Here is a 22058-nt window from a genome sequence, read left to right as displayed (position 1 = left end):
TGGTTATGACGATGCCGAAGAGAATGTTCCGGCTGCTCAACCCGGCTACCGGGAATTCGTGCGAGACCGCCGACGCCCAGGCCCGGCGGCACACGCGTAACCGTCTGCAGCGCGAGCTGCACCGTGTGGTGCACGAGGTCGAGCACGCCCTGACCCCCATCGCGAAGTACGGCCTCCCGTACCGCCCGAAGATGTGGTGGCTCCCGACGCTCGCTCCCGGTCTACGCCGACGACGCGTCGAGGAGGATGTGTGGACCGAGCCCATCGCTGCTCCGCCGGAAGCGCTGAAGACGCAACCGGGTATCCGGCTTCTGCGCGACGAACAACAGCAGGCCTTCGACGACCACCCGCTGCACGACTTCCTCGAGCTGCACCCGGGCATGCGCGGAAACGAAAGTCCCACAGCCGGTTTGTGGATGTCCACGTTGCTGCTGGCCCCGCGGATCCAGCGGGCCGCACGGCGCCGTGCCCGCTTCGTCCGTGAACTCGAACCGCCGCGTCCGCCGAGGAATGTCGACCCCGCCGCGCTGACCCAGGCGTTGCGGTTGGAGGCGGCCCGGCTCGGGCTCAGCGCCATCGGACTGACCGCGTACGACATCAAGTACAACTTCGCCGAATATCACGGACTGAACGTCGGCGACACCGTCATCGTCGGGATCCTGGAGCAGGACTACGACTCCACGCAGATGATTCCGAGCGTCCGTTCCGAACAGGCCGCGTTGTCGGCCTACGGGGTGCTCGAGGACCGAATGCGGTTGCTGGCGGAGTGGATTCGCGACCAGGGCTACCGAGCTCGGCCGGAGGGTTTCGTCGGCGAATCGATGAACATCGCCTACGCCGTTGCCGCCGGGCTCGGTCAGCTAGGTCTGAACGGCCAGCTGCTGACACCACACGCCGGCTCGCGCTGCCGGTTGCATGTCATGACGACGGACGCTCCGTTCGTGCACGACGAGCCGGTCGATTTCGGGCTGGAGGGCGTCTGTGACGAATGCCAGATCTGCGTTCGCCGGTGCCCCCCGGGCGCGATCCCCGCGGTCCGCAAGGCCAGCCGCGGCGTGGTCAAGGCCAAGCTGAACACGAAGCGCTGCCTGCCGGTGATGGGCAAGGTGGCGGGCTGCTCGATCTGCATGAAGGTCTGCCCGGTGCAGCGGTTCGGGCTCAACGCCGTGCTGGCGGAGTACGAGAAGACCGGCGAGATCCTCGGCAAGGACACCGACGACCTCGAAGGATACGACTGGCCGTTGGACGGCGAACACTATGGCCCAGGCCGCAAGCCGCGCATCACACCGGAGCTGATCGGTATGCCGGGCTTCGATTTCGACCCGGACAGGAAAGAGCCTCCCACCGATGCGACCGACGTCTCGACCGATGTGCGACTCGGCCCGCGAGGTTACTGATCAGATGCGTCGTTTCGAAGACCGCGTCGTCCTGGTGACCGGCGCGACGAGCGGGCTCGGGCGCGCGTGTGCGCTCCGGCTGGCCGCCGAAGGCGCCGCGGTCGTCGTGGCCGGTCGCCGAATAGATCTGTGCGACAAGGTGGCCGGGGAGATCACCGCCGCGTCGGGCCGGGCACTGGCCGTGCCCACCGATGTGACCGATCTCGACGCGGTGGAGCGTCTCGTGGCGGTCACCCTCGAAGAATTCGGGCGTCTGGATTGCGCGGTCAACAACGCGGGTGTCAGTCCGCCTCCGGCGCCGGCCGCCGAGCTGACCGATGAGGTGTGGGACAGCACCTACGAGATCAATCTCCGCGGCACGTTCCATTGCCTGCGTGCGGAACTGCGCGCCATGGTGGCGGCGAATGCCGGTTCGATCGTCAATGTCGCCTCTTACGCGGGCGCTGTCGTTCGCGCACAAGGCATTACGGCATACGCCTCCTCCAAGCACGCCGTCGTCGGGATGACCAAGGCGGCCGCCCGCGACTACGCGGGCCGCGGAATCCGGATCAACGCGGTCGGTCCCGGCCACATGTCCACCGCGATGATCGAGCGCCTGATGAGCGATGCCGAACGTGAGCGGAAGCTGCGCGAGCGGATCCCCATGGGCCGGGTCGCCGCGCCGGAGGAAGTCGCCGCCGTGGTGGCCTTCCTGCTCTCGGACGAGGCCTCGTTCGTCACCGGCCAACTGCTCGTCGCCGACGGCGGGCTCTCGTTATGACCAGGAGAAACATGGAGATCAACCTGCTCGACCCCGCGTTGTTCAGCGGCGGGCAGCCCTACGACGTCTATCGATGGCTGCGCGAACACGATCCGGTGCATTGGCACGACGATCCCAAGTACGGCCCCGGTTTCTGGGCGTTGACGCGGCACGCCGATATCCGTGCGGTGGAATCGGATTCGGAAACGTTCTCGTCCGAGCCGAACACGGTGCTGGCCACCGACACCGTGATGGGCGACGAGACGCATCGGCATCTGATCTTCTCCGACCCGCCGCACCACACCGCGCACCGCAAGTTCCTCTCGCCCGAGCTGGGGCTGCCGCGGGTGCGGCGAAGCCACGAGCAGATGACGCAGCTGATCGACGACATCATCGACGCGGTGATCGAGCGGGGCGAGTGCGACCTGGTCAGCGACATCTCCGGTCGGCTGGCCAGTTTCGTGATCGCGGACCTGCTCGGCCTGGACCGCGAGGAGGCGCTCGAACTCTTCTGGGCGGTGGAGATCCTCACCCGCGCGAACAGCAGGACCGAGGGGCCGGGAGCACGCGCACTGCAGGTCTTCGCCGAACATTCGGCGCAAGCCTGGAAGAAGTTCAGCGCCGCTGACGGCGACGACACCCTGACCCGGATAGCGCACGGCGAAATCGGGGGCGTGCCGGTCGACGAGCAGCAATTCGCGATGGATTTCCACCTGCTCGTCAACGCCGGCAGCGACACCTCACGCAATGCCGTCTCCACCGGGGTGATCGCCCTGCTGCAGCATCCGCGACAGCACCGGATGCTGCTCGACGATCCCGGCCTCGTACCGGGCGCGGTGGAGGAGATCCTGCGCTGGGATCCGCCGATCATCTATCAGCGCCGCACCGCGACTCGCGACACCACGATCGCGGGAACTCCGATCGCCGAGGGCGACAAGGTGGTGTCCTTCTACGGGGCGGGTAATCGCGACCCGGAGGTCTTCGAGCAGCCCGAGACCTTCGATATCACCCGAAATACCAATCCGCACTTGACATTCGGCACCGGACGGCACTTCTGCCTGGGCGCGCACCTGGCGCGCCAGGAGCTCGTATTGATGTTCACCGCGCTGCTGGCCCGCATGCCGGACCTGCGCCTCGCCGGTCAGCCGTCGTGGCATGAGCTGGACGAGTTGCCCGCGGTGAACGGTCCGGCTCGCGTCCCGGTCGAGTTCACTCCGGGAGCACGTACACAGCAGCTACAAGGAGAACAAGCGAATGCCATTGACGGGTGAGTACGAAGCCGGCACCAGCGACATCGCTCTCGCTCAACTCGCGGAGTACGAGGCGTCGGACGGAGCGGAGGGGGGAACGGTCCGGGGTTGTCGCGTGGTCGTCCTCAGCTCGATCGGAGTCAAGTCGGGCCGACTGCGCAAGGCGCCGCTGATGCGGGTCGAGCACGACGGGGAATACGCCATCGTCGCGTCGCTGGGCGGTGCGCCGAAGCACCCGTCCTGGTATTACAACGTGCGGGCGAATCCGCTTGTCGAACTGCAGGATCGCGCCGACAAGCACGATTACGAGGCGCGGGAGGTAACCGGCGCGGAGAAGGCCCTGTGGTGGGAGCGTGCGGTGGCGGCCTTCCCCGACTACGCCGACTACCAGAAGAAGACCGATCGGCCTATCCCTGTTTTCGTGCTGACCCGGATCTGACGCGCGGGGAGCTCAGGCGAGCCATCCGCCGTCGATCACGAACTCCGCCCCGGTCACGTACGCGGCGTCGTCACTGGCCAGGTAGACGACCGTGGGCGCGATCTCGGCGGGCGTGCCGATCCGTTGCAACGGAATCTGCGGGGGGACTCCGGAGTACCCGGCTGTCATCGCGGTGGCGAATGTTCCCGGCACCACCGCGTTGACCCGGATTCCATCTCCGGCAAGCTCTTTCGCCGCCGACCTGGTGAGTCCGCGGATGCCGAATTTGGACGCGCTGTAGGCGCTCGATCCCGCCACTCCGCTGATCCCCGCGATAGATGCCTGATTGATGATCGAGGGACCGTTCGTCGACCGCTTGAGAGTGGGAATGGCCGCCTTCATGCCGAGGAAAGTGCCGGTGAGGTTGACGGTGATCACCCTGTTCCATGCTTCCAGGGCGAAGTCCTCGATCGGCCCTCTGTCGACGATCCCCGCGTTGTTGACCAGTACGTCGAGGCCGCCGAACTCCTCGACGGCCACGCCGACCGCGGTCGACCACTGATCCGGTTGGGACACATCGAGTTCGGTGAATCGCACGTCGGCGCCGAGCTCGGCCGCGAGGGCGCTGCCCTCCTTGTGCAGGATGTCACCGAACACGACCTTTGCTCCCGCCGCGGCGAGATGTCTGACGTACTCGGCGCCGAGACCTCGTGCGCCGCCCGATACCAGGGCGACTTTGCCCGCAAGACTACTCATCCCGAACCTTCCTGAAGTGGTGTGCCGCTCCAATGATCCACCTGTCGCCTACAAGTGGTAGTCCATAAATGTGGACTACGGCACCCCTGACACTTTACTATGTTATTTACATGATATAAGTGATGTAGACGACGGCATGCGGGTTACCGCCGCCTGTGCCACCGGATCGGCCGCAGTCGCCACCGAGGCAATCCTGAGCCCGCCCAGCAGTTCACGGCGCGATTCGCGATTCGCGACCGCAGACGTGCGACGCGCAAAAAATCTAGTACTGGAGGACCTCAATTGTCCGAGTCGTCCCATGGCGAAGTGCCCAGCCTCTTCGGCGCCGATATCGCCGTGTCCCGAGCGATATCCGCTGAACGAACGGTGTCCGGCGTGCTCAGGAACCTCGCTACCGGATACTCCGACCGAAAAGCCCTGAGGTGGCGGGGTGACGACGACAGCTGGGAGTCCATGACCTATGCGGCCCTCGCGGATCGAGTCCTAGTGGTGGCTTCGGCATTCTCGACGCGCCTGCAGGTCCGTCCCGGCGACCGCGTGGCCACGATCGGTTTCACCAGTGCGCAGTACACGCTGATCGATCTCGCTGTGATCGGCCCTCTCGCCGCGGTCGCGGTGCCGTTGCAGAACAATGCGCCGCTGTCGAACTGGGAACAGATCCTGCGTGAGACCGAACCGCGCGTGATCGCTGTCGCCGCGAACGAACTTCCCAAACTCGCGACCGTGCTGGCCGACATGGGCCCGGCGGCCACCGGCCGAGTGGTGGTCTTCGACGTACCGACGGCTGCGACAGAGGCCGATACCAGCATTCCCGGCGTCGAGACGGTCACTCTGGATGAGTTGGAGCGAGTCTCGGACGCCGCGGTTGCCTTCGAGGAATGCGACCCGGCTCAACTGTCGATGCTGATCTACACCTCCGGCAGCACCGGAACGCCCAAGGGCGCCATGTACTCGCAGCTGGCCATCGTGCGCTGGCTTTTCGGCGGCTTCCCGTTGATCAGCGACGGGGTCGAGGCTCGGAGCTGGATTACCCTGAATTTCCTGCCGATGAGCCATGCCAGAGCGCGCAGCACCCTGTATCAAACGCTCTCGAACGGCGGCACAGCATATTTCACGCGGCATGGCGACCTTTCCTCGCTTCTCGATGACCTTGCCGATGTACAGCCGAACCAGCTGCATTTCGTGCCGCGTATCTGGGAAATGCTCTACCAGGAACTCCAGGCCGACTGTGGCCGCGGGCATGACGAAGCAACGGCATTGTCCCGGTTGCGCCAGCGGTACTTCGGCGATCAGCCGCTTCGCGCGTTTACCGGTTCGGCTCCCATCGCGGCGGAGGTGGCGGACTTCGTCCAGCGACTCATCCGCGCGACTCTGACCGAGGGATACGGCTCCACCGAGGCCGGCGCAATCCTGCGCAACGGACATGTGATGCGGCCACCGGTCAACGACTACAAACTCGTCGACGTTCCCGAACTCGGGTATTACAGCACCGACCGCCCATTTCCACGCGGCGAACTTCTGGTCAAGACCGATTACATGTTCATGGGCTACTATCGCCGTCCCGAGTTGACCGAGACGGTGTTCGACGAGGACGGCTTCTACAAGACCGGGGACATCATGGCCCAGGTCGGGCCGGACGAGCTGCGTTATCTTGACCGCCGCAACAATGTCATCAAACTCTCCCAGGGCGAATTCATCACGATCTCGTACGTGGAATCCACTCTGACAGTTGCGCCGGTTCGTCAGATGTTCGTCTACGGGAACAGCTCTCGACCGTATCTGCTCTGCGTGGCGGTACCCACCGGGGACGCGATCGCCCGCGCCGGCGGGGACCTCGATTCCTTGCGAAAAGATTTGCTCGCGGCAATTCGTGAGATCGGTGAGAGCGCCGGTCTGACGGCAGCGGAAATTCCTCGCGACGTCATCGTCGAGCTGACGCCCTTTTCGCTCGAGAACGGACTGCTCACCGGAATCGGAAAATTGGCGCGCCCGCAGCTGAAGAAGCATTATGGCGACCGACTGGAGTCCTTCTACGCCGAGTTGGAGGACGAGCGCGGCAGAAGGCTGCGTGCCGCTCACGAGAAGTCCGGGAGCCGACCGGCTGTGGACACCCTGATCGAAGTGGTCACGGCGCTCCTGGACCTGCGAGACGGTGAGGTCGAACCGGCTTCCCGGTTCATCGACCTCGGCGGGGATTCACTCAACGCGCTGACGCTCGGTTCGACGTTGCACGACATCTTCGATGTGAAAGTTCCTGTCGGACTGATCACTTCACCCGCGACGGATCTCGCCTCGCTCGCCGCATTCCTGGAAAACCCGGACGCGTTCGCGCGTCCGACCCTCGAGTCGGTGCACGGAGACGGAAATGCGGACCTGCGCGCGAGCGATCTCACCGTCGACAAGCTCATCGGCGCCGACATTCTCGCGAAGGCCGCCACACTGCCTGCCGCGTCGCTCGAGCCGCGCACGGTGCTGATCACCGGCACCACCGGCTTCCTGGGCCGGTACCTCGCGCTCGAATGGCTCCGGCGTGCGCAAGCCAACGATGGCACCGTGATCTGCCTCGTCCGAGCGAGCGATGACGCGGCCGCCGAGGCCCGGCTCGATGCGACCTTCGGAAACGAAGGGACCGCTCTGCTCGAGGAGTTCCGTTCGCTGTCGAAGGGACATCTACGGGTAGTCGCCGGAGACAAGGATGCCTCCCAGCTCGGATTGGACAACGACACCTGGAGTGAACTCACAAAAGATGTCGACCTCATCGTCGATTCCGGCGCGCTGGTCAACCACGTCCTGCCGTACCGAGAACTCTTCGGCCCCAACGTACTCGGGACCGCGGAGCTGATCCGGCTCGCGCTCACCACGGTACGCAAGCCGTATGTGTACATCTCCACGGTCGGCGTCGGCAGCCAGATTCCGCGGGGGTCTTTCGTCGAGGATGCCGATATTCGCGAGGTCAGCCCGGTTCGCCGCGTCGAGGCCGGATACGCCAGCGGTTACGCCAACAGCAAATGGGCCGGTGAGGTATTGCTTCGCGACGCACACGACCGGTTCGGGCTCCCGGTCACCGTGTTCCGGTGCGACATGATCCTGGCCAACGAGCGTGACACCGGCCAGATCAACGTGCCCGACATGTTCACCCGCCTGCTGCAGAGCGTCCTGGCCACCGGACTGGCGCCGGACTCGTTCCACCCGCTCGCCGCCGACGGTTCGCGGGCCCGCGGACACCACGACGCCCTGCCCGTCGACTTCCTGGCCTCGGCGATCTATGCGCTGATCGAAGCGGATGGATATCGCACCTACCACACGATGAACCCGCATGAGGACGGCATCGGCTTCGACAAGTACATCGACTGGCTCATCGGGCGGGGTGAGGCGATCACCCGGGTCGGGGATTACCAGACGTGGTTCGAGCAGTTCAGCGCCGCCATCGAGGCGCTGCCGGATCGGCTCAAGCATCACTCCGTACTGCCGCTTCTGCACAGCTACGTCAAGCCGGCACCGGCGTCCATCGGCGCCAGCGCGCCCGCCGATCGGTTCCGAGACGCGGTTCGCGCCGCGGGAATCGCAGGCGCTGAGGACATTCCGCACATCACTCCCGAGATCATCGACAACTATGTGCGCAGTCTTCGCGCCCTCGACTTGATCTGACAGCAGGGACATTCAGGAGTACATGCCGGTACCTGCCCGGCATTACTCGCCACGGCTCAACGGTCGCGAGTGACCGTGAACAATTCGAGGAGAACGGGATGCCGAAGTACACATTCGTGGTCTTCACCAATGCTGTCGAAGGACAGGACTCGGAATACAACGAGTGGTACGACGGGACGCACGTTCCCGACGTGCTCGCCGTGCCCGGATTCGTCTCCGCCCGGCGCTTCAAGATCACCGGCAACGAGCACGGCGCAGTACCTCCGCCGGGAAAGTACCTGGCCCTCTACGACATCGAGACCGATGACATCGAGCGCACCATGGCGGACCTGCACGGCAGGGCCGGCACCAGCGCGATGCTCATCAGCGACACGATGGGCCCCGAACGCGCCTCCATGCTCTACGAGGCGATGACCGAGACGGTCACGCAGCGGTGACGACTCTCCGGTGACTCCGCCGCGCAACCCGATTGCGCATCGGAGTCACCGGAAACGGTAGCTCGCTGTATTGCGTGATGAACGCATCGTGGCGGCCTTCCTGCTCTCGGACGAAGCCGTCGTTCGTCACCGGCCAAATGTTGGTGGCCGACGGAGAGCTATCGCTGTAACCAGCCGGTCGGGAACTCGAACAGTCGCGTCAGGATGAGAACTGGCGCGGTGGCCCTGTCGGGCTGATGTAACGCAATCCATGGTCCATTTCGAGTCGCACAACTGTGGTGCCCAATATAAGCGGGCCCACAAGTTCCGAGACGGCGTGACACGCTCCGCTGCCGTCCGGCAACATTAGACCGAATCGCCGAATCGCGTTTAGCTGGACGACGTCGGCTGCATCGCAATGTGCCAACAATCGCCATAGGTTGGGGTCGTTGGGATCTACTCGTGGTGCCGACGCGTGCAGGTGCACTACGCGCGCGTCGGCACCAATCGGGTTGTCACCCTCTGGATTAAGAGCTGGCCCATCATAGTCCGAGACGACTAGGCCGAACTGCGGTAGAAACTCCTGTGCTAGCAGCTTCATCGTGTAGGGCGTCATGTGGCTTGACTGGCCCGTGACCTCGAAGTGCTTTTCGATCAGGTTCTTGACGTAGTACCAAAGTCGGCCCAGCGACTCGACCAACTCCGCTTTATCTGACGCGTCGTGAGGCAGCAGGTAGTTCTGTCCGCGCTTGGCGTGCATGAGGGCCGACCGCTCAGCGCTGTAGATCCGCCGGAGGATCCACTTCTTATGGTTCGTCACGTTTGGCGGCGTCAGGTCGGAGAGGGGCACGAGCTGATCTGCACAGTCCAGCGCGTCAAGGAACCAGTCGTTTTCGGTTTCCCATTTTGTGTTGCCCGAGTTGCGTGACTTTTTTACGCACGGTAGCCACTCTATGAGTCTCGGCTGCTTTAGACGTACCCGCTCCCGGGGCCGTATATCGCTCAGTATCGACTCGAAGGCCAGAAACATGTTGCGATATGCATCGAATAGATCGTCGGAAGTTCGAGCCATTCGGACGAATCTGAACGCGTCGTCGGCCGAAGGCTTGGGTGGTAGCGAAGGTACGATGTTTCCGTTCGCATCGTGTACCACGGCCGTCGCACTGATCTCGATCGCCAGCGGCTGGACGAATTGACATCGCATGACCACGCCGCCCGCTGCGGGATCCGGCCACCAAACCAGAGAATCGTCAGGTGCATCGCGAATCGCGCAGTCTGCCCGTCCGGTAACCGACAAGTAGTCCAACGCTCGGTTGGCAGCGTTCAACGCCTCGGCGAATGTTCCACTGATGTCTGTCGACGAGGTCGGCCCACAGCTCACGACCGCCTTCTGGCCCTGGATCACGGACGTGACCCAGCTGTCCATCGCCACAGAGGCAGATGCTCGTGCGGGCTTTCGTAGGAGGAAGACTGCGCCATTGCGCCACGTGTCGTTGACATCTTGTAGCGAAATCCCTGCGTATTCCCCAACTGTCACCCGTCGAGTATCGCGGCTACCGAAACTGAGCACGCACCGGGGCCGACTACAACTGCGGCAGCAAGGTTGCACAACTAGCCCTACGGTGCGCAGAGTGCGGCCCCGAGAGGCCGCGTGCCAGAATGTTCGGTATGAGTGCGGCTTACGCGGGGCTGGTCGTGTGGGATGTCGACGGCACCTTGATTCCGGCTGACTTGCGTTGGCTCCGAAGGGCTGTCGCCCGCACCTATGGCCTGCCGGAGGAGTCGATCGTCTTTCCGAAGGCGCGCGTGCATGGCTACACCGATCAGTCGATCGTTGTGGAGACTGCTGCCGCTTCGGGGGTTCCATCCGAAGTTGCCGAACAAGGTGTTTCGCGGTTTCACGAGGTACTGGCTCGCGTCATGTCCGATGGGGAACAGGAACTTGCTCGTGATCAGCCAGCGTATCCCGGTGCCTTCGATTCCATTGCCTCGCTGCACGAACACGGGTTCGTGCAGACGGTGTTGACCGGAAACCTACGTGTTGCAGCCGAAGTCAAGCTTCGCGTATCCGGACTGGACCAACATCTGGATCTGGATATCGGCGCGTTCGGTGATGACGCACGTGACCGGTTCGAGCTTCCTGCTGTGGTTGCCGAACGGTTCGCCGCTCGATACAGCACAACGCTCGATGCAAGTAGGACGGTCGTCATTGGCGATGCTCCGAATGATATTGCGTGTGCGCGTCACGCAGGTTTTTACGTTATTGCCGTCGCGCACCGAATGTCCCGAAATGAGCTGGAGCAACATTCGCCGGACGCGGCTTTGGACCGGCTGGACGCAAATATGGTGGTCTCGGCCATAACTTCCTTGACTGGTGATGCTAAGACACCTTGAGGGTTTCTATCCTCTCTCGAAGGTCCCGAACTGATGTTTCGGTATGCCATGGCTTGAATCGGCTAAGCGCGCGCTGGGCGCGGTCGATCCCTCGCGAGTTTCCCATCGCAACGAGACTTTCGTATGCGTCTCCCAGCATGCGGCACCCCTCCTCTAGTTCACCACTCAATACATGGGCGCTCGCGAGGTCGACGTGGGCCGCGAGTGCGACATTTCGATTATCCGCAGCCGTTGCACTGATGGCTTGATTCAATGCATGTATCGCTTTTCGAGGTTTGTTGAGGAACAGCCAGCATGTTCCTTCGTAGACCATAAGTCGTGTCTGATTCCAATCGCTGAAAAGGCCAGTCTGATCGGGCTCTGTGATCTCATCTACAGCGCGACGTGCACGCGCCAGCGCTTCCCGGCATTCCCTGGCAAGCTCCAACACTGCGAACGCCTGAGCCTGCTCAGCCGCTATCCGAGCTTGCGCCGAGGGCGGCAGAGCATCGGCGACGGTGGCAGCTTCCCCGAGTAAATGGAGGCCATCTACGATATCTCCATCCGATCCGATCAGGGTCGCCGCGTCCGAGCGTAGATTGCTTTCGAATATTCTTGCGATACCGCCGAGTGCCGGGTCTTTGATATCGTCCGCAAGGCGCTTGGCGAAAGCGCAACCCGCCAGCGCCATTGAACGATCTCCGATCGCGCTCCAGAGACGGCTCGCCACGATTGAAGTTTCACCCAGGAGGAAACCTATTTGATTTTTGACATGCTCGTCGGCCACACTCCGAAACAGCGTTGTCACCGAATTTCGATGCGCCGAAATGAGTGTCAACAGCGCGTCGGGTGCAATACTTTGCCGCTGACCCGCAAGCAAGCGTGTCACGGCAGTAAAACTAGCTAGAGTGCGTTCGGAAATTTGCCGTGTACGAACAACAGCATCAACAGGGTCGGAGTTTCGAATAAGGTCGGGGTCTAATGCGCCGGTTGCCGCTACTGCTATTCCTTGAGTGAGGAGTGCGCGACGGTTTATCACAGAAAAATCCTCATCGTCTTCGGATTTGCGAGCGGGACTGGCAAGGCCGCCGCCCGCCGCACCGACGATACGCGGGTCGAGAGGCAGGGTTACGACTCGGCCGTCGACGATAACCCGCAACATGACTGTGGCGTCTGTGCCCGTGTCCTCCGGGGCGGTCGCCCTGTTGCGCTTGCGCGTAGAGCGTTGTACGTCGTGTGCCTGCGCGCGCAGTGCGACCAGTACACCGTCAGCACCTAGCTCGGCATCCAGCGCGGCCACGAGTTCGCGCGACGGGAGCACGGCGTCTTGCCTTTCGGCCATGCCGACGTACTGACGGGTGTAGCGAATCTTGGCAGCAAGCTGACGCTGGCTCAGCCCCGCCGCCTGCCTGCGGCGTTTGATTTCGCACGCCAACTCGTCGGCGATGCCTGCCGGTTCGTGTTCCGGCTCGCTGGTTGGGTCATTCATCGGTACCCCCTGCATTGGTTCATTCTTACCCACCACCTGGGGGTGGCAAATCAGCTTTCCGGCGATTTGCCATCTTCCTTGCCCGGGGGCTGCGGCGGTCTGCTCTATCCAGGCACCGCGAAACCGGTGGCCTGGAATCGAGTGGGAGGCGCAGGCCATGACAACGACTACCCGCCACGGCGTTCCGCTGTTGGACGCGGCGCAGCGAGCGAGGATGCGGCCGGAACTGTCGGAGGTGATCGAGTACCGCAAGTCCGGGCTCAGTCTGAACTGGATCGTCGGATGTCCGTTGGATTGTGGGTATTGCGTGCGGCATCTGTTCGAGAACTTCGAAATGAAGGTGCCGCGCGCACTGATGGACGATCGCGAGGCCGCTGATCTGCTGACCGGTCATCGGTACTTCCGGCCGCACGTGACGCCGATTCAGTTGCTGAATCGGGCTACCGATCCGATGTTGCCGAGGGTCAAGCAGCACACCTTGAACATGCTGAAACTACTGGACACGCGCGGGCTGACCAATCATGTCCTGGTGATCACCCGGTGGCGGATCGAGCCGGAGGACTGCGCGGTCTTGAACTCGATCAAGAATCTCAAAGTTACTGTGCTGGTGACTCATTCGGGAATCGATGATCCCCGTGTGGAGCCGGTGGACTCGTCGATCGCGGCGCAGTCACTGACGACGGCGTTCGAGCGCGCGGACCGGTATCGGGTGGTGTTGTACTGGCGGCCGATCGTGCCGGGGCTCAACGATTCGGACGAGCATCTACGCCGCGCGCTCGCGCTGAGCCACCATGCGCATGCGACGGTGTTCACCGGTTTGTTCTTCAAAGATCAGATCCGCGACTACTACCGGGCGAACGGATTGCCCGAACCGTATCCGGACGGTGCCCGCCGCAAGGTGTTTCCGGAAGAGTTGGAGCGGCGGATTCTCGAGGCTGCCGAGGGCGGTCGGCCCGGTTCGCCGTTAATCACAGCGCGGTCATTGACCTCTACGAGAGTGCCGCGAAGATCGGCGGCCTGATCGGCGACATGCCGTTCATCTGGCCGTCGCCATGCCCGCGCGCACCGCTGCCGCTGCGTTGCCGTTCCGCAAGACCAGTTGCGCTGTGGCATACGCTCACGAAATCGCCGACTACAACGGTCATTACGGCATCCGGGAACTGTGCGACATCTGTCCCGTGGCCGGGCTGGACGAACAACGCCGCTACTTCCTGCAACACGGTCACGGTTACCAGGTCCATGACATTGACAAGCCGCACCACCATTATCGGCACGGCCGCGCCGATCTCGGTTGGCCCACCACGAGGGAGAACACGCGATCATGACCCCGATTCCGTTCCCGACCGCCCTGCACGAGCGGCAGTTGGCGGTGGTCGATGTGGAGGGCAACGGGCAGAATCCGCCCGAGATCATCGAAATAGCGGTGTTGCTGGTCGATGGGCCGACAACTCCGGATGCGTTGCGGGCGTGGCTGATCCAGCCGCAACAGCCGGTGACCTCGATCGTCACGCGCAAAGTCCACGGAATCACCAACGGCGACCTGGCCGACTGCCCGCCCTGGCATGACGTCGCCGAGGAAATCGAGGAAGCCCTGTGCGGGCGCGTGCTGGTCGCCCACAACGCAACTGTCGAGCGCAAAGCTCTCGCAGCACATCTGCCGGACTGGAACCCGCCGCTCATCCTGGATACCTTGCGGCTGGCCAAGACGGTCTGGGCGGGGTTGGACTCGTATGCGCTGGACAAGCTCATCGAACGCGGCAACCTCGACACCAATTCCATTGTCGGACAGGGCTATCACCGCGCCGGATACGACACCTGGGCCGCATGGCAGTTGCTGTGCGCGTTGATCACCGATGGCGACCTGGACTGGCCCGAATTGGTCACTGCGGCTGGCCTTCCCGAGTTCCTGTCTGCCCCAGAACCTGAAGGAGGTTTGTGGTGAATACCCTCGATCAGCCGGTCACCATCGCGGTGGTCGGTACCCATTCCACCGGTAAGAGCACCTTCCTGGCCCGGCTGGCTCACGAGCTACGGCGGACGGGCTTGCAGGTCTCCACGGTCGCGGACCTGGGCGAACAAGCCCAACGTATGGGGTTGCCGATCCTGTGGAATCACACCTGGACTTCGACGTTGTGGATCATGACGCGCGGGATCAGCAACGAACTCGAAGCTTGGCTGCACGGGGATGTGGTTTTGGTCGACCGCGCGGTCCCTGATGCGCTCGGCTACTACCGGGCCGCGCTCGAGTATCGCGGTGAAGTCTGCGCCCCGGAAGGGTTGGAATATCTGGAGATGTTGGCCCGCGCCCACAGCGACCGCTACCACCTCGTCTTCCGCACCCAGCTCGATCCGGATATTCCGTTGGGTACCAACAAGGTTCGCGACGGTAACCAGAAATTCAGGGCATTGGCCGACCGTCATGTCGGGGCTGTGATGACTGAACTGGCGCTGCCATGGCTCCCGCTCGCCGCCGATGGGCACGACGCGGCGCTGACCCTCGCGACCGGCTTTGTCGCCGAGCAACTCGGCGACGACGTACTCCCCGGCCCTGCCAGCGCCACCGCGTGAGCGGGCCGAATTCCCCCTCACTCGCAATCCAACTGACAGTTACTGGTGGTGAGAGCATGCAACCCGCAGAACCTGATATCCCAGATCGCGACCGCAGACCGAAGGCGGTCGGACTCGTGCGCGGGGACGTCTCGGTCCTCGATGCGCCGCGCCACGCGCTCGAGGTGGAGCGTCACGCGACCGGGTTGGGGTATCGGTATGTATACACAGTGCGACCCCCGCGAGATGCGGTCGACCCGATTGCTTACGCGTTGGGTATCGCGGCAGGGCTCGATGCGGCGGCGGTCGTGGTGTACGACCTGGCGCAGGTCGACAACCAACCGGCGCTGGTCTGTGACGACTTCGACCTGGAAACCGTGTACCCGCCGGAGACCTGGGTGCGGGCCTCGCGTTCAGCATCGATCGAATCGGGTGCGGCGTGACCGGCGCGGTGGTGATCGTGGCATCGCCGCAGGTGTGTGACCGTGCTGACGTCGAGTTGGCGCACGAACTTATGCGGCGGCATCTCGTCTGCCGGGTCGATCGGTGCATGTGGAAAGCGGCGGCGCATCGCACGTTGGTGGATGCGGGCCGACTCATGCCGCCGAGGTGGAGCCCGCGGGAGCGTGCCGCCGCGCGAGGGCTCGCGTTCCCTCCGCTTCCCGCTGAATCGAACGGCCCCGGCGAGCCGTCTACGCAGACGATCCGCGATGTGCTGAGCAAGCTTTCGGTATTGGGCTCATCCGCCCCGACCGCGAGCGCACCTGCCAGCGAAGACGGTCGATAACCTTTTCGAGGGGCCCTGATGAGTGAGCGCTGTACCGAGGCGGTGGGCTGGGTCGCGCGTTGGAGCCTGGATCACCACTGCGTGCGAATTCTGCTGGTGCGCAATGAATCCGAGGAAGACCCCCTGTTTTCGGCTGCCGTGCTCGCTGCTGCCCCCGACTTGGCGGAGATGCGGGAGCGGTACCCGAAACTGTCGGAGCTGTGGGACGCGATTCGCGGCGAATACTGGGCGGAATTCTTTACAGTCCAAGAGAATTCGTGCGGAACCATCTAACCCGAATGGGCGGGCCGGATCGAGTATCGGATCCTGATGGTGACCATGTGGAGTTCTCCCGCAGCCTGACTCGGGCTGTTCGAGCGTTGGGGTTGATCGCCAAGCCGATCTCGGCCCGCAGTCTGTCCGGCAGTTTCCCGCTCGCACCGACCATCGCCACGCTGCGCTGGCTGCTGGAGAGCGGATACGTGGCCACGGGAACATCGCCCACCATCGGGCGGCACCGCGAGCCGGTCTACTGGCTCACCGACGAGGGCCTGTTCCTGTATCGGAACCTGTTGCGCCGCAGCGACACCGCTTGCGGCCCTAGCTGAAGTCTTGGAGTGAGAACGTGACTTATACCGATCGGCAGCATCGTCACATCGTGATCTTCGCGATCGTGATGATCAGCCTCGCCGTGGTGATCAGCGGCATGGCGGTGGTCGCGGTGCTGTACATGCACCACGGACATCACAGCGCACCGGTCTCGACGCAGTGATCGGCATGGATGCCTACCTGTTCGGGCGGTTCGGCGGGGAGGTCCGCAGTTTCACCTTGCCCGAGGAACGCGAGGGGGTCGACAACTGGGCGGCACACTGCCGCGCGAGCGCGCGGGACACCGACGAGTTCGACAACTTGCACCGGATGGTCAAGGGCTATCTGGACACGGCGGCCGAGGCGACCGCCGAGGGCAAGTTCGTGTCGATCAGCTGGATGGACGGCTCGCTCGCACACCGCAATCCACTGGAGAGGATGATCCCCGTATGCACCTGATCGAGGTCGAACGCAAACGCGAACTCCCCGACAGCGACACCCTCCGCCAGCGGCTCGCTGAGCGCGGCTACCGCGAAGCCTGGCGCCTCGACGAGACCGACGTCTACTACAGTCGGCCTGACGTCGACTTCATGAAAACCGTTGAGTGCCTGAGAGTTCGGCGTCGTGACGGGTTCGCGGAGATCACGTATAAGCCGCCGTCCGGGGCCGATACTCACCGGGACGGCGATGTGATCGCAAAACGTGAGACTAACGTCCGACTGTCTGAACCGGAACAGGCCGATGCCGCGATGGCGCTGCTGGCGTCGGTCGGGATGATCGAGCTGGCGAAGGTCGAGAAGGCGCGAACTCAGTACCAATATCCCGAGCACGACAACGTCCTCATTGCGATCGACGTCGTCGCAGGGGTTGGTGTGTTCGTCGAAACCGAGATCACCGCGGTCGACCGTGACGCAGCGGTAGCGGCCCTGGAACGGATCGAACATGAACTCGGTATCGCTGACTGTATTGTCGTGCAGCTGCCGTATCGGGATCTGGTGATGGCTGCCGCGCAGTCCTGACACCGTCGCCCGAACATGAGGGCCGGAATCGGTTGTCCCCGATCCCGGCCCTTGTGTTCGTATCCAGGCAGGCTCAGGCCCAGCTGTAGGTCTTGATGTTGGCGAACTGGTCCATTCCGGATCGGCCGAGTTCGCGGCCGACGCCCGATGCCTTGGTTCCGCCGAATGGGATTTCGATGGGGGCGCCCAGCCAGGTGTTGATGCCGACACCGCCGGTGTCGAGCAGTCCGGCGATGCGGCGGGCCTCGTCGAGATTCTCGGAGAAGACGGTGCCGCCGAGACCGAATATCGTGTCGTTCGCCAGTGCGACGGCCGCGTCGGCGTCCGGCACGCGGAAGACGATGCCCAGTGGTCCGAATGCCTCTTCGGAGTAGAGCCGCATCTGCGGGGTGATGCCGGTGACGACCGCGGGCTTGAAGAACGCGCCGGGGCCGTCGACCCGTCCGCCCGGCACGAGTACCGTTGCGCCCTTGTCGATTGCGTCCTGATACTGCGCTTGGAGTTCGTCCGCCGCGGCAGCGCTGGACATCGGGCCGACCGTGGTCTCGGGGTCGAAGGGATCGCCCAGCTTCTGGCCGGCGAACAGCTCGCTGTACTGAGCGGTGAACGCGTCGGCGACCTGCTCGGTGACGATGACCCGCTTCGGGAGCGCGCACGCCTGGCCGCCGATGATCAGACGGCAGTTCGCGGCGGTGGCCGCCGCCTTCGCGATGTCGGCATCGTCGAGCACGATGAAAGCGTCGGATCCGCCGAGTTCGAGCACGACGGGTTTGATGTGCCGACCCGCCTGTTCGCCCACGATGGATCCGGCGCGATCCGAGCCGGTCAGCGTGACGGCGCGGATCCGGGGGTCGGCGATGAGGGGCGAGACCTGGGCCGACGAGGCCAGCAGCGTCTGGTAGGCGCCTTCCGGGAATCCGGCCTCGAGGAAGAGTTCGTCGAACATCGTCGTGGAGCCCGCGCATGGCGCGGCGGGTTTGACCAGCACGGTGTTGCCGAGCATGAGGTTCGGCACAGCTGCTCGCATGGCCTGGAACAGGGGAGCGTTCCAGGGCTCGATGCCGAGCACCACCCCGACGGGTTCACGGCGCAGGATTGCCCGGGACATACCGGGTACTTCCACCTCCTCGTCCGCGAGGAGTTCGTGAGCGCGGTCCGCGTAGTAGCGGAACATATCTACCGAGCCGACTCCCTCGGCCTTCGCATGCGGCAGGATCTTCCCCATTTCGAGGGTCACCTGCCAGGCGAGATCATCCAGCTTGGCCTCGATCAGGTCGGCGACCTTGCGAAAGAGCCGGACGCGCTCCTCCAGCGGCACATCCCGCCAAACCTGGTAGGCACGGTGGGCTTTCGCCAGTTGCGCCTCGACCTCCGTGTCGGTCAGCGGATCCCACTCGCGAATCACCTCACCGGTTGCCGGATTGATCGTCCGGTACCGGCTCGTTTCGGGCCGGACTGCGGATACTACGGACATCGTTGACTCCTCGTTGCCTACACACCTATTGCAGTGGTGGCTATCACAATACTAGCTTGATTAGGAGTACCATATAGGTATGCGGAAGTGGTGTTGCAAATCTTCGTCAAGACAAGATGGCACCACGGAGAGAGGACATCATGAAAGCAGCTGTCATCAGCGCGATCGGCGAACCGTTCGTCGTTCGTGACGACCTGACCCTCGACGCCCCGCTGGGTCGGGAGATCCTGGTCGAGGTGAAGGCCAGCGGGCTGTGCCACAGCGATATCTATGTAGCGACCCAGGCCGGTCTCGGTACGCCGGTTCCCATCGTGCTCGGTCACGAGGTCTCGGGAGTCGTGCTCGAGATCGGACCGGATGTCACCGAGTTCGCGGTGGGCGATCACATCGTCGCCTGTCTCGACGGCTACTGCGGGCATTGCGATCGGTGCCTGGTCGGCGAGACGAACCTGTGCCGCAACTACCCGACCGGCACCCAGCGGACCGCGGACCAGCCGCCGCGGCTGCGGCTGGGAGGCGAGCCGATCAGCCAGTTCTCGGAGATCTCGGGTTTCGCCGAACAGGTACTGCTGCACGAGAACAACGCGGTGAAGGTTCCGGTCGAGGTGCCCTTCCCGCAGGCCGCGCTGCTGGGCTGCGGCGTCACCACCGGGGCGGGCGCGGCGATCAACTCGGCGGGCATCCGAGTCGGCGACAACGTCGCGGTCATCGGCTGTGGCGGTGTGGGACTCAATACGATCCAGGGCGCGGCCCTGGCCGGTGCGCGCAAGATCATCGGCATCGATCTGCTGCCGGACAAACTCGAGCTGGCGAAGAAATTCGGCGCCACGCATGTGGTGAATCCGGCCGAGCAGGATCCGGTGGCGGCGGTGCGCGAACTCACCGATGGTGGCGTCGATCATTCCTTCGAGGTCATCGGCAATATCAAGCAGACGCTCCAGCAGGCGCTGGGGATGCTGGCGCCGGGCGGCACGGCCTATGTGGTCGGCGCGCAGTCGCCGTCGCAGATCATGGAGATCAGCCCGGCCGAGCTGCTGTTCAACAAGACGGCGCTGCGCGGGGTTTATATGGGCGGCACCAACTTCAAGCGGGATATCCCGCTGTATGCCGAGCTGTACCTGCAGGGCCGGTTCAACCTCGACGACCTGCTCTCCCGGACGATCGGCATCGAAGACGTCAACAAGGCGTACGAGGAACTCGCCAAGGGCGGCATCGCGCGATCGGTGATCACCTCCTTCTGACGGCTGTCGGCATGCGTGGCCGGCGCCGTGTAAGTGCGCCGTGCCGCGCGCGGCGCCGACCAGCTCCGGCGCGGCGGTCGGCAACTCGCGCCGGCCGCCGCGCCGCCGGTACACGCATTCGTGTGTCGCACAACAATATTCAGGCCGCCGTCGTGTGCTGCGACCGCGGTGTCCGAACAGGAGCAAGGTATGGCAAGCGCGCAGTTCGATCTCGTGATCCGGGGTGGCGAAGTGCACGACGGGGACGGCGGCGAACCGTTCACCGCCGACGTCGCCGTGCTGGACGGGAAAATCGCGGAGATCGGACAGGTCCGAGGGGCCGGACGAGAGGAGATCGATGCGCGCGGGCGGATCGTGACCCCGGGCTTCGTCGATATCCATACCCACTACGACGGTCAGGTGGTGTGGGACGACAGCGTCGCCCCGTCCGCGTGGCATGGCGTGACCACCGTGCTGATGGGCAATTGTGGTGTCGGTTTCGCACCCTGCAAGCCGGAGAACCGCAAGGGACTGATCGACCTGATGGAGGGTGTCGAGGACATCCCCGCTCCCGTGATGCACGAGGGTTTGCCGTGGAACTGGGAGAGTTTCGGGGATTACCTCGACGTGCTCGAGGGCAGGCGCTGGGATGTGGACGTGTGCGCGCTGCTGCCGCATGCGCCGCTGCGGGTGTACGTCATGGGTGATCGCGCGTTGCGGCTGGAGCCCGCGACCGCCGACGATGTGGCCGAAATGCGCCGGCTCGTCGCGGAGGCGGTGCTGGCCGGTGCGTTCGGGGTGTCGACCTCACGCTCGACCGCCCACCGCAATCTCGCGGGTGAGTTCACCCCGACGCTACTGGCCCGTGAACGCGAATTGGTCGCTCTCGCACAGGGAATGGCCGACGGCGGACGCGGCTTCCTGGAGTTCGTCGCCGAGGTGCAGGACCCCGATGTGATCGGCGAATTCGAGATGATGCGCCGGGCCCTGCGGAAGTCGGGACGTCCGGGCGTCTACAGCCTCGTGCAGAGTGGACAGGCCGGGGCCGGTGAGAAGGATCTGTGGCGGGACCTGATGAAGTACTCGGACGAGGCATCGGCACAGGGTGTGAATCTGCGCCCGGTGGTGGCGCCGCGGTCGGTGGGGCTGCTGATGGGGCTCGAGGGCAGTCAGCATCCGTTCGCCGGTACGGCCACCTACCATGGCATGGCTCACCTGCCCCTCGCCGAGCGCGTGGCGCGGATGAGGGACCCGCAGGTCAAGGAGCAGATCCTCGCCGAGGACCGCTTCGAGTTCAGTACTTGGCCGCTGGCGAAGAACCTGACCTACGACCGCATGTACCGGTTCGAGAACCCGCCCAACTACACCCCCGACGTCGCGGACTCGCTGGCGGCGATCGCGCAGCGTGCGGGTCGTCGTCCCGAGGAGGTCGCCTACGACGTGCTGCTCGAGGACGGCGGCATGGGCTTCATCCACGTCCCGTTCGCGAACTATGCCAGCGGCGACCTGCGCACCTGTGAGGAGATGCTGGCCAATCCCAACGCGATCATGGGTTTGGGCGACGGCGGCGCCCACGTGGGATTCATCCTCGACGCGGGATTCCAGACCTGGATGCTGACGTACTGGGTCAAGGAGCGTGGCGTGATGGCGGTCGGCGAGGCCGTGCGCAGGATGACCTCGGATACGGCCGATGTGATGGGTCTGCGGGACCGCGGGCGGATCCGGCGCGGGCTGCGCGCGGATCTCAACGTCATCGACCTCGACCGCCTGACGTTCGGCTCACCGTACGCCGCCTATGACCTTCCGAAGGGCGGTCGGCGTCTGCTGCAGAAGGCCGACGGCTACACGGCCACCGTCGTCGGCGGCGAGGTCACCTACCGCGATGGCGAGGCCACCGGTGCCCGTCCGGGCAGGTTGGTCCGCTCCGCGGGCTGAGGCGATTAATTGTGTTATAACTT

At 64.1% G+C, this 22058-nt stretch carries 23 protein-coding genes; 19 read left to right on the top strand and 4 right to left on the bottom strand.

All coding sequences use genetic code 11. From position 1 onward, the window contains the following. Positions 1–11 precede the first annotated feature (11 nt). Genes NM2_RS23905 through NM2_RS23890 form a run of 4 tightly spaced genes read left to right on the top strand, consistent with a single transcriptional unit; the run spans position 12 to position 3825 of the window. On the top strand, positions 12–1397 hold the full coding sequence (locus NM2_RS23905; protein ID WP_157121275.1) for a hypothetical protein: 1386 nt from the start codon (positions 12–14) through the stop codon (positions 1395–1397). Between the two features lie 4 nt (positions 1398–1401). Continuing rightward, positions 1402–2157, top strand: coding sequence for an SDR family NAD(P)-dependent oxidoreductase (locus tag NM2_RS23900; protein ID WP_157121274.1), 756 nt, complete (start codon positions 1402–1404; stop codon positions 2155–2157). An 11-nt stretch (positions 2158–2168) separates the two neighbouring features. Continuing rightward, positions 2169–3407 carry a cytochrome P450 gene (locus NM2_RS23895; protein WP_169816233.1) on the top strand — a complete coding sequence of 413 codons (1239 nt, stop codon included), beginning with the start codon at positions 2169–2171 and terminating at the stop codon, positions 3405–3407. Beyond that, the gene (locus NM2_RS23890) at positions 3391–3825 is read left to right on the top strand and encodes a nitroreductase family deazaflavin-dependent oxidoreductase (RefSeq protein WP_067673023.1); all 435 of its coding nucleotides are present in this window, start codon (positions 3391–3393) and stop codon (positions 3823–3825) included. The genes NM2_RS23895 and NM2_RS23890 overlap by 17 nt, the downstream gene beginning before the upstream one ends. Positions 3826–3837: 12 nt before the next feature. Here NM2_RS23890 and NM2_RS23885 read toward each other — a convergent pair whose 3' ends face one another. Continuing rightward, positions 3838–4560: an SDR family NAD(P)-dependent oxidoreductase gene (locus NM2_RS23885; RefSeq protein WP_067673021.1), complete on the bottom strand. Its 723-nt coding sequence runs from the start codon at positions 4558–4560 to the stop codon at positions 3838–3840. A 375-nt stretch (positions 4561–4935) separates the two neighbouring features. Between NM2_RS23885 and car the strand changes: the two genes are divergently transcribed. Together car and NM2_RS23875 are read left to right on the top strand one after the other, a co-directional pair. Continuing rightward, complete coding sequence (gene car, locus NM2_RS23880) at positions 4936–8208, top strand: carboxylic acid reductase (RefSeq protein ID WP_157121273.1); 3273 nt, start codon at positions 4936–4938, stop codon at positions 8206–8208. Positions 8209–8306: 98 nt separating this feature from the next. After that, a complete protein-coding gene (locus NM2_RS23875) occupies positions 8307–8645 on the top strand; it encodes a DUF4286 family protein (RefSeq protein ID WP_067673016.1) in 339 nt (112 codons plus the stop codon). 199 nt (positions 8646–8844) lie between these two features. Here NM2_RS23875 and NM2_RS23870 read toward each other — a convergent pair whose 3' ends face one another. Further along, entirely contained in the window at positions 8845–10050 is a 1206-nt protein-coding gene (locus NM2_RS23870) for a hypothetical protein (protein ID WP_067673014.1), read from the bottom strand. A gap of 242 nt (positions 10051–10292) precedes the next feature. Here NM2_RS23870 and NM2_RS47740 point away from each other — a divergent pair, with 242 nt between their 5' ends. Beyond that, on the top strand, positions 10293–11018 hold the full coding sequence (locus tag NM2_RS47740) for an HAD family hydrolase (RefSeq protein ID WP_084531488.1): 726 nt from the start codon (positions 10293–10295) through the stop codon (positions 11016–11018). Here the strand turns inward: NM2_RS47740 and NM2_RS47735 are convergent. Beyond that, positions 11005–12486 (bottom strand): helix-turn-helix transcriptional regulator, encoded by a 1482-nt coding sequence (locus tag NM2_RS47735; protein ID WP_169816232.1) that lies wholly within the window; start codon positions 12484–12486, stop codon positions 11005–11007. The two genes, NM2_RS47740 and NM2_RS47735, sit on opposite strands and share 14 nt — an antisense overlap. Here NM2_RS47735 and NM2_RS23850 point away from each other — a divergent pair. The 10 genes from NM2_RS23850 (at position 12443) to cyaB (ending at position 17406) form a co-directional block, all read left to right on the top strand. After that, positions 12443–13507 carry a hypothetical protein gene (locus NM2_RS23850; protein WP_174575669.1) on the top strand — a complete coding sequence of 355 codons (1065 nt, stop codon included), beginning with the start codon at positions 12443–12445 and terminating at the stop codon, positions 13505–13507. The two genes, NM2_RS47735 and NM2_RS23850, sit on opposite strands and share 44 nt — an antisense overlap. A gap of 31 nt (positions 13508–13538) precedes the next feature. Continuing rightward, the gene (locus tag NM2_RS23845) at positions 13539–13811 is read left to right on the top strand and encodes a hypothetical protein (protein WP_067673003.1); all 273 of its coding nucleotides are present in this window, start codon (positions 13539–13541) and stop codon (positions 13809–13811) included. Further along, positions 13808–14428, top strand: a complete 621-nt coding sequence (locus NM2_RS23840; protein ID WP_067673001.1) for a 3'-5' exonuclease — start codon at positions 13808–13810, stop codon at positions 14426–14428. Before NM2_RS23845 ends, NM2_RS23840 begins: the two co-directional genes overlap by 4 nt. Further along, positions 14425–15054, top strand: coding sequence for an AAA family ATPase (locus tag NM2_RS23835; RefSeq protein ID WP_067673119.1), 630 nt, complete (start codon positions 14425–14427; stop codon positions 15052–15054). The genes NM2_RS23840 and NM2_RS23835 overlap by 4 nt, the downstream gene beginning before the upstream one ends. A gap of 209 nt (positions 15055–15263) precedes the next feature. Further along, a complete protein-coding gene (locus NM2_RS23830) occupies positions 15264–15476 on the top strand; it encodes a hypothetical protein (protein WP_067672999.1) in 213 nt (70 codons plus the stop codon). 362 nt (positions 15477–15838) lie between these two features. Next, complete coding sequence (locus NM2_RS23820; protein WP_067672992.1) at positions 15839–16093, top strand: hypothetical protein; 255 nt, start codon at positions 15839–15841, stop codon at positions 16091–16093. Positions 16094–16140: 47 nt separating this feature from the next. After that, positions 16141–16407: a hypothetical protein gene (locus NM2_RS23815; protein WP_157121272.1), complete on the top strand. Its 267-nt coding sequence runs from the start codon at positions 16141–16143 to the stop codon at positions 16405–16407. Positions 16408–16424: 17 nt separating this feature from the next. Next, a complete protein-coding gene (locus NM2_RS49300; RefSeq protein ID WP_157121271.1) occupies positions 16425–16571 on the top strand; it encodes a hypothetical protein in 147 nt (48 codons plus the stop codon). A gap of 5 nt (positions 16572–16576) precedes the next feature. Further along, positions 16577–16846 carry a hypothetical protein gene (locus tag NM2_RS23810; RefSeq protein WP_157121270.1) on the top strand — a complete coding sequence of 90 codons (270 nt, stop codon included), beginning with the start codon at positions 16577–16579 and terminating at the stop codon, positions 16844–16846. Beyond that, positions 16837–17406, top strand: coding sequence for a class IV adenylate cyclase (gene cyaB / locus NM2_RS23805; RefSeq protein ID WP_067672986.1), 570 nt, complete (start codon positions 16837–16839; stop codon positions 17404–17406). Before NM2_RS23810 ends, cyaB begins: the two co-directional genes overlap by 10 nt. A gap of 73 nt (positions 17407–17479) precedes the next feature. Here cyaB and NM2_RS23800 read toward each other — a convergent pair whose 3' ends face one another. Beyond that, entirely contained in the window at positions 17480–18880 is a 1401-nt protein-coding gene (locus tag NM2_RS23800) for an aldehyde dehydrogenase family protein (protein ID WP_067672984.1), read from the bottom strand. Between the two features lie 140 nt (positions 18881–19020). On the opposite strand from NM2_RS23800, the gene NM2_RS23795 reads away from it, so the two are divergent. Continuing rightward, on the top strand, positions 19021–20121 hold the full coding sequence (locus NM2_RS23795; RefSeq protein WP_067672982.1) for a zinc-binding dehydrogenase: 1101 nt from the start codon (positions 19021–19023) through the stop codon (positions 20119–20121). Positions 20122–20310: 189 nt separating this feature from the next. Next, positions 20311–22035: an N-acyl-D-amino-acid deacylase family protein gene (locus tag NM2_RS23790; RefSeq protein ID WP_067672980.1), complete on the top strand. Its 1725-nt coding sequence runs from the start codon at positions 20311–20313 to the stop codon at positions 22033–22035. Positions 22036–22058 lie beyond the last annotated feature (23 nt).

Source organism: Nocardia miyunensis NBRC 108239 (genome assembly GCF_001613065.1).
GTDB lineage: Bacteria > Actinomycetota > Actinomycetes > Mycobacteriales > Mycobacteriaceae > Nocardia > Nocardia miyunensis.
The sequence above is the reverse complement of the archived record's forward strand: the minus strand, read 5'-3'. Positions and strand labels throughout refer to the sequence as shown.

Excerpts from the sequence above, each read along its gene's own strand:
- NM2_RS23905 (WP_157121275.1), top strand. The coding sequence starts at position 12 with ATGCCGAAGAGAATGTTCCGGCTGCTCAACCCGGCTACCGGGAATTCG.
- NM2_RS23900 (WP_157121274.1), top strand. The coding sequence starts at position 1,402 with ATGCGTCGTTTCGAAGACCGCGTCGTCCTGGTGACCGGCGCGACGAGC.
- NM2_RS23895 (WP_169816233.1), top strand. The coding sequence starts at position 2,169 with ATGGAGATCAACCTGCTCGACCCCGCGTTGTTCAGCGGCGGGCAGCCC.
- NM2_RS23890 (WP_067673023.1), top strand. The coding sequence starts at position 3,391 with ATGCCATTGACGGGTGAGTACGAAGCCGGCACCAGCGACATCGCTCTC.
- NM2_RS23885 (WP_067673021.1), bottom strand. The coding sequence starts at position 4,560 with ATGAGTAGTCTTGCGGGCAAAGTCGCCCTGGTATCGGGCGGCGCACGA.
- NM2_RS23875 (WP_067673016.1), top strand. The coding sequence starts at position 8,307 with ATGCCGAAGTACACATTCGTGGTCTTCACCAATGCTGTCGAAGGACAG.
- NM2_RS23870 (WP_067673014.1), bottom strand. The coding sequence starts at position 10,050 with ATGGACAGCTGGGTCACGTCCGTGATCCAGGGCCAGAAGGCGGTCGTG.
- NM2_RS47740 (WP_084531488.1), top strand. The coding sequence starts at position 10,293 with ATGAGTGCGGCTTACGCGGGGCTGGTCGTGTGGGATGTCGACGGCACC.
- NM2_RS23850 (WP_174575669.1), top strand. The coding sequence starts at position 12,443 with ATGCCTGCCGGTTCGTGTTCCGGCTCGCTGGTTGGGTCATTCATCGGT.
- NM2_RS47735 (WP_169816232.1), bottom strand. The coding sequence starts at position 12,486 with ATGAATGACCCAACCAGCGAGCCGGAACACGAACCGGCAGGCATCGCC.
- NM2_RS23845 (WP_067673003.1), top strand. The coding sequence starts at position 13,539 with ATGCCCGCGCGCACCGCTGCCGCTGCGTTGCCGTTCCGCAAGACCAGT.
- NM2_RS23840 (WP_067673001.1), top strand. The coding sequence starts at position 13,808 with ATGACCCCGATTCCGTTCCCGACCGCCCTGCACGAGCGGCAGTTGGCG.
- NM2_RS23820 (WP_067672992.1), top strand. The coding sequence starts at position 15,839 with ATGAGTGAGCGCTGTACCGAGGCGGTGGGCTGGGTCGCGCGTTGGAGC.
- NM2_RS23810 (WP_157121270.1), top strand. The coding sequence starts at position 16,577 with ATGGATGCCTACCTGTTCGGGCGGTTCGGCGGGGAGGTCCGCAGTTTC.
- cyaB (WP_067672986.1), top strand. The coding sequence starts at position 16,837 with ATGCACCTGATCGAGGTCGAACGCAAACGCGAACTCCCCGACAGCGAC.
- NM2_RS23800 (WP_067672984.1), bottom strand. The coding sequence starts at position 18,880 with ATGTCCGTAGTATCCGCAGTCCGGCCCGAAACGAGCCGGTACCGGACG.
- NM2_RS23795 (WP_067672982.1), top strand. The coding sequence starts at position 19,021 with ATGAAAGCAGCTGTCATCAGCGCGATCGGCGAACCGTTCGTCGTTCGT.
- NM2_RS23790 (WP_067672980.1), top strand. The coding sequence starts at position 20,311 with ATGGCAAGCGCGCAGTTCGATCTCGTGATCCGGGGTGGCGAAGTGCAC.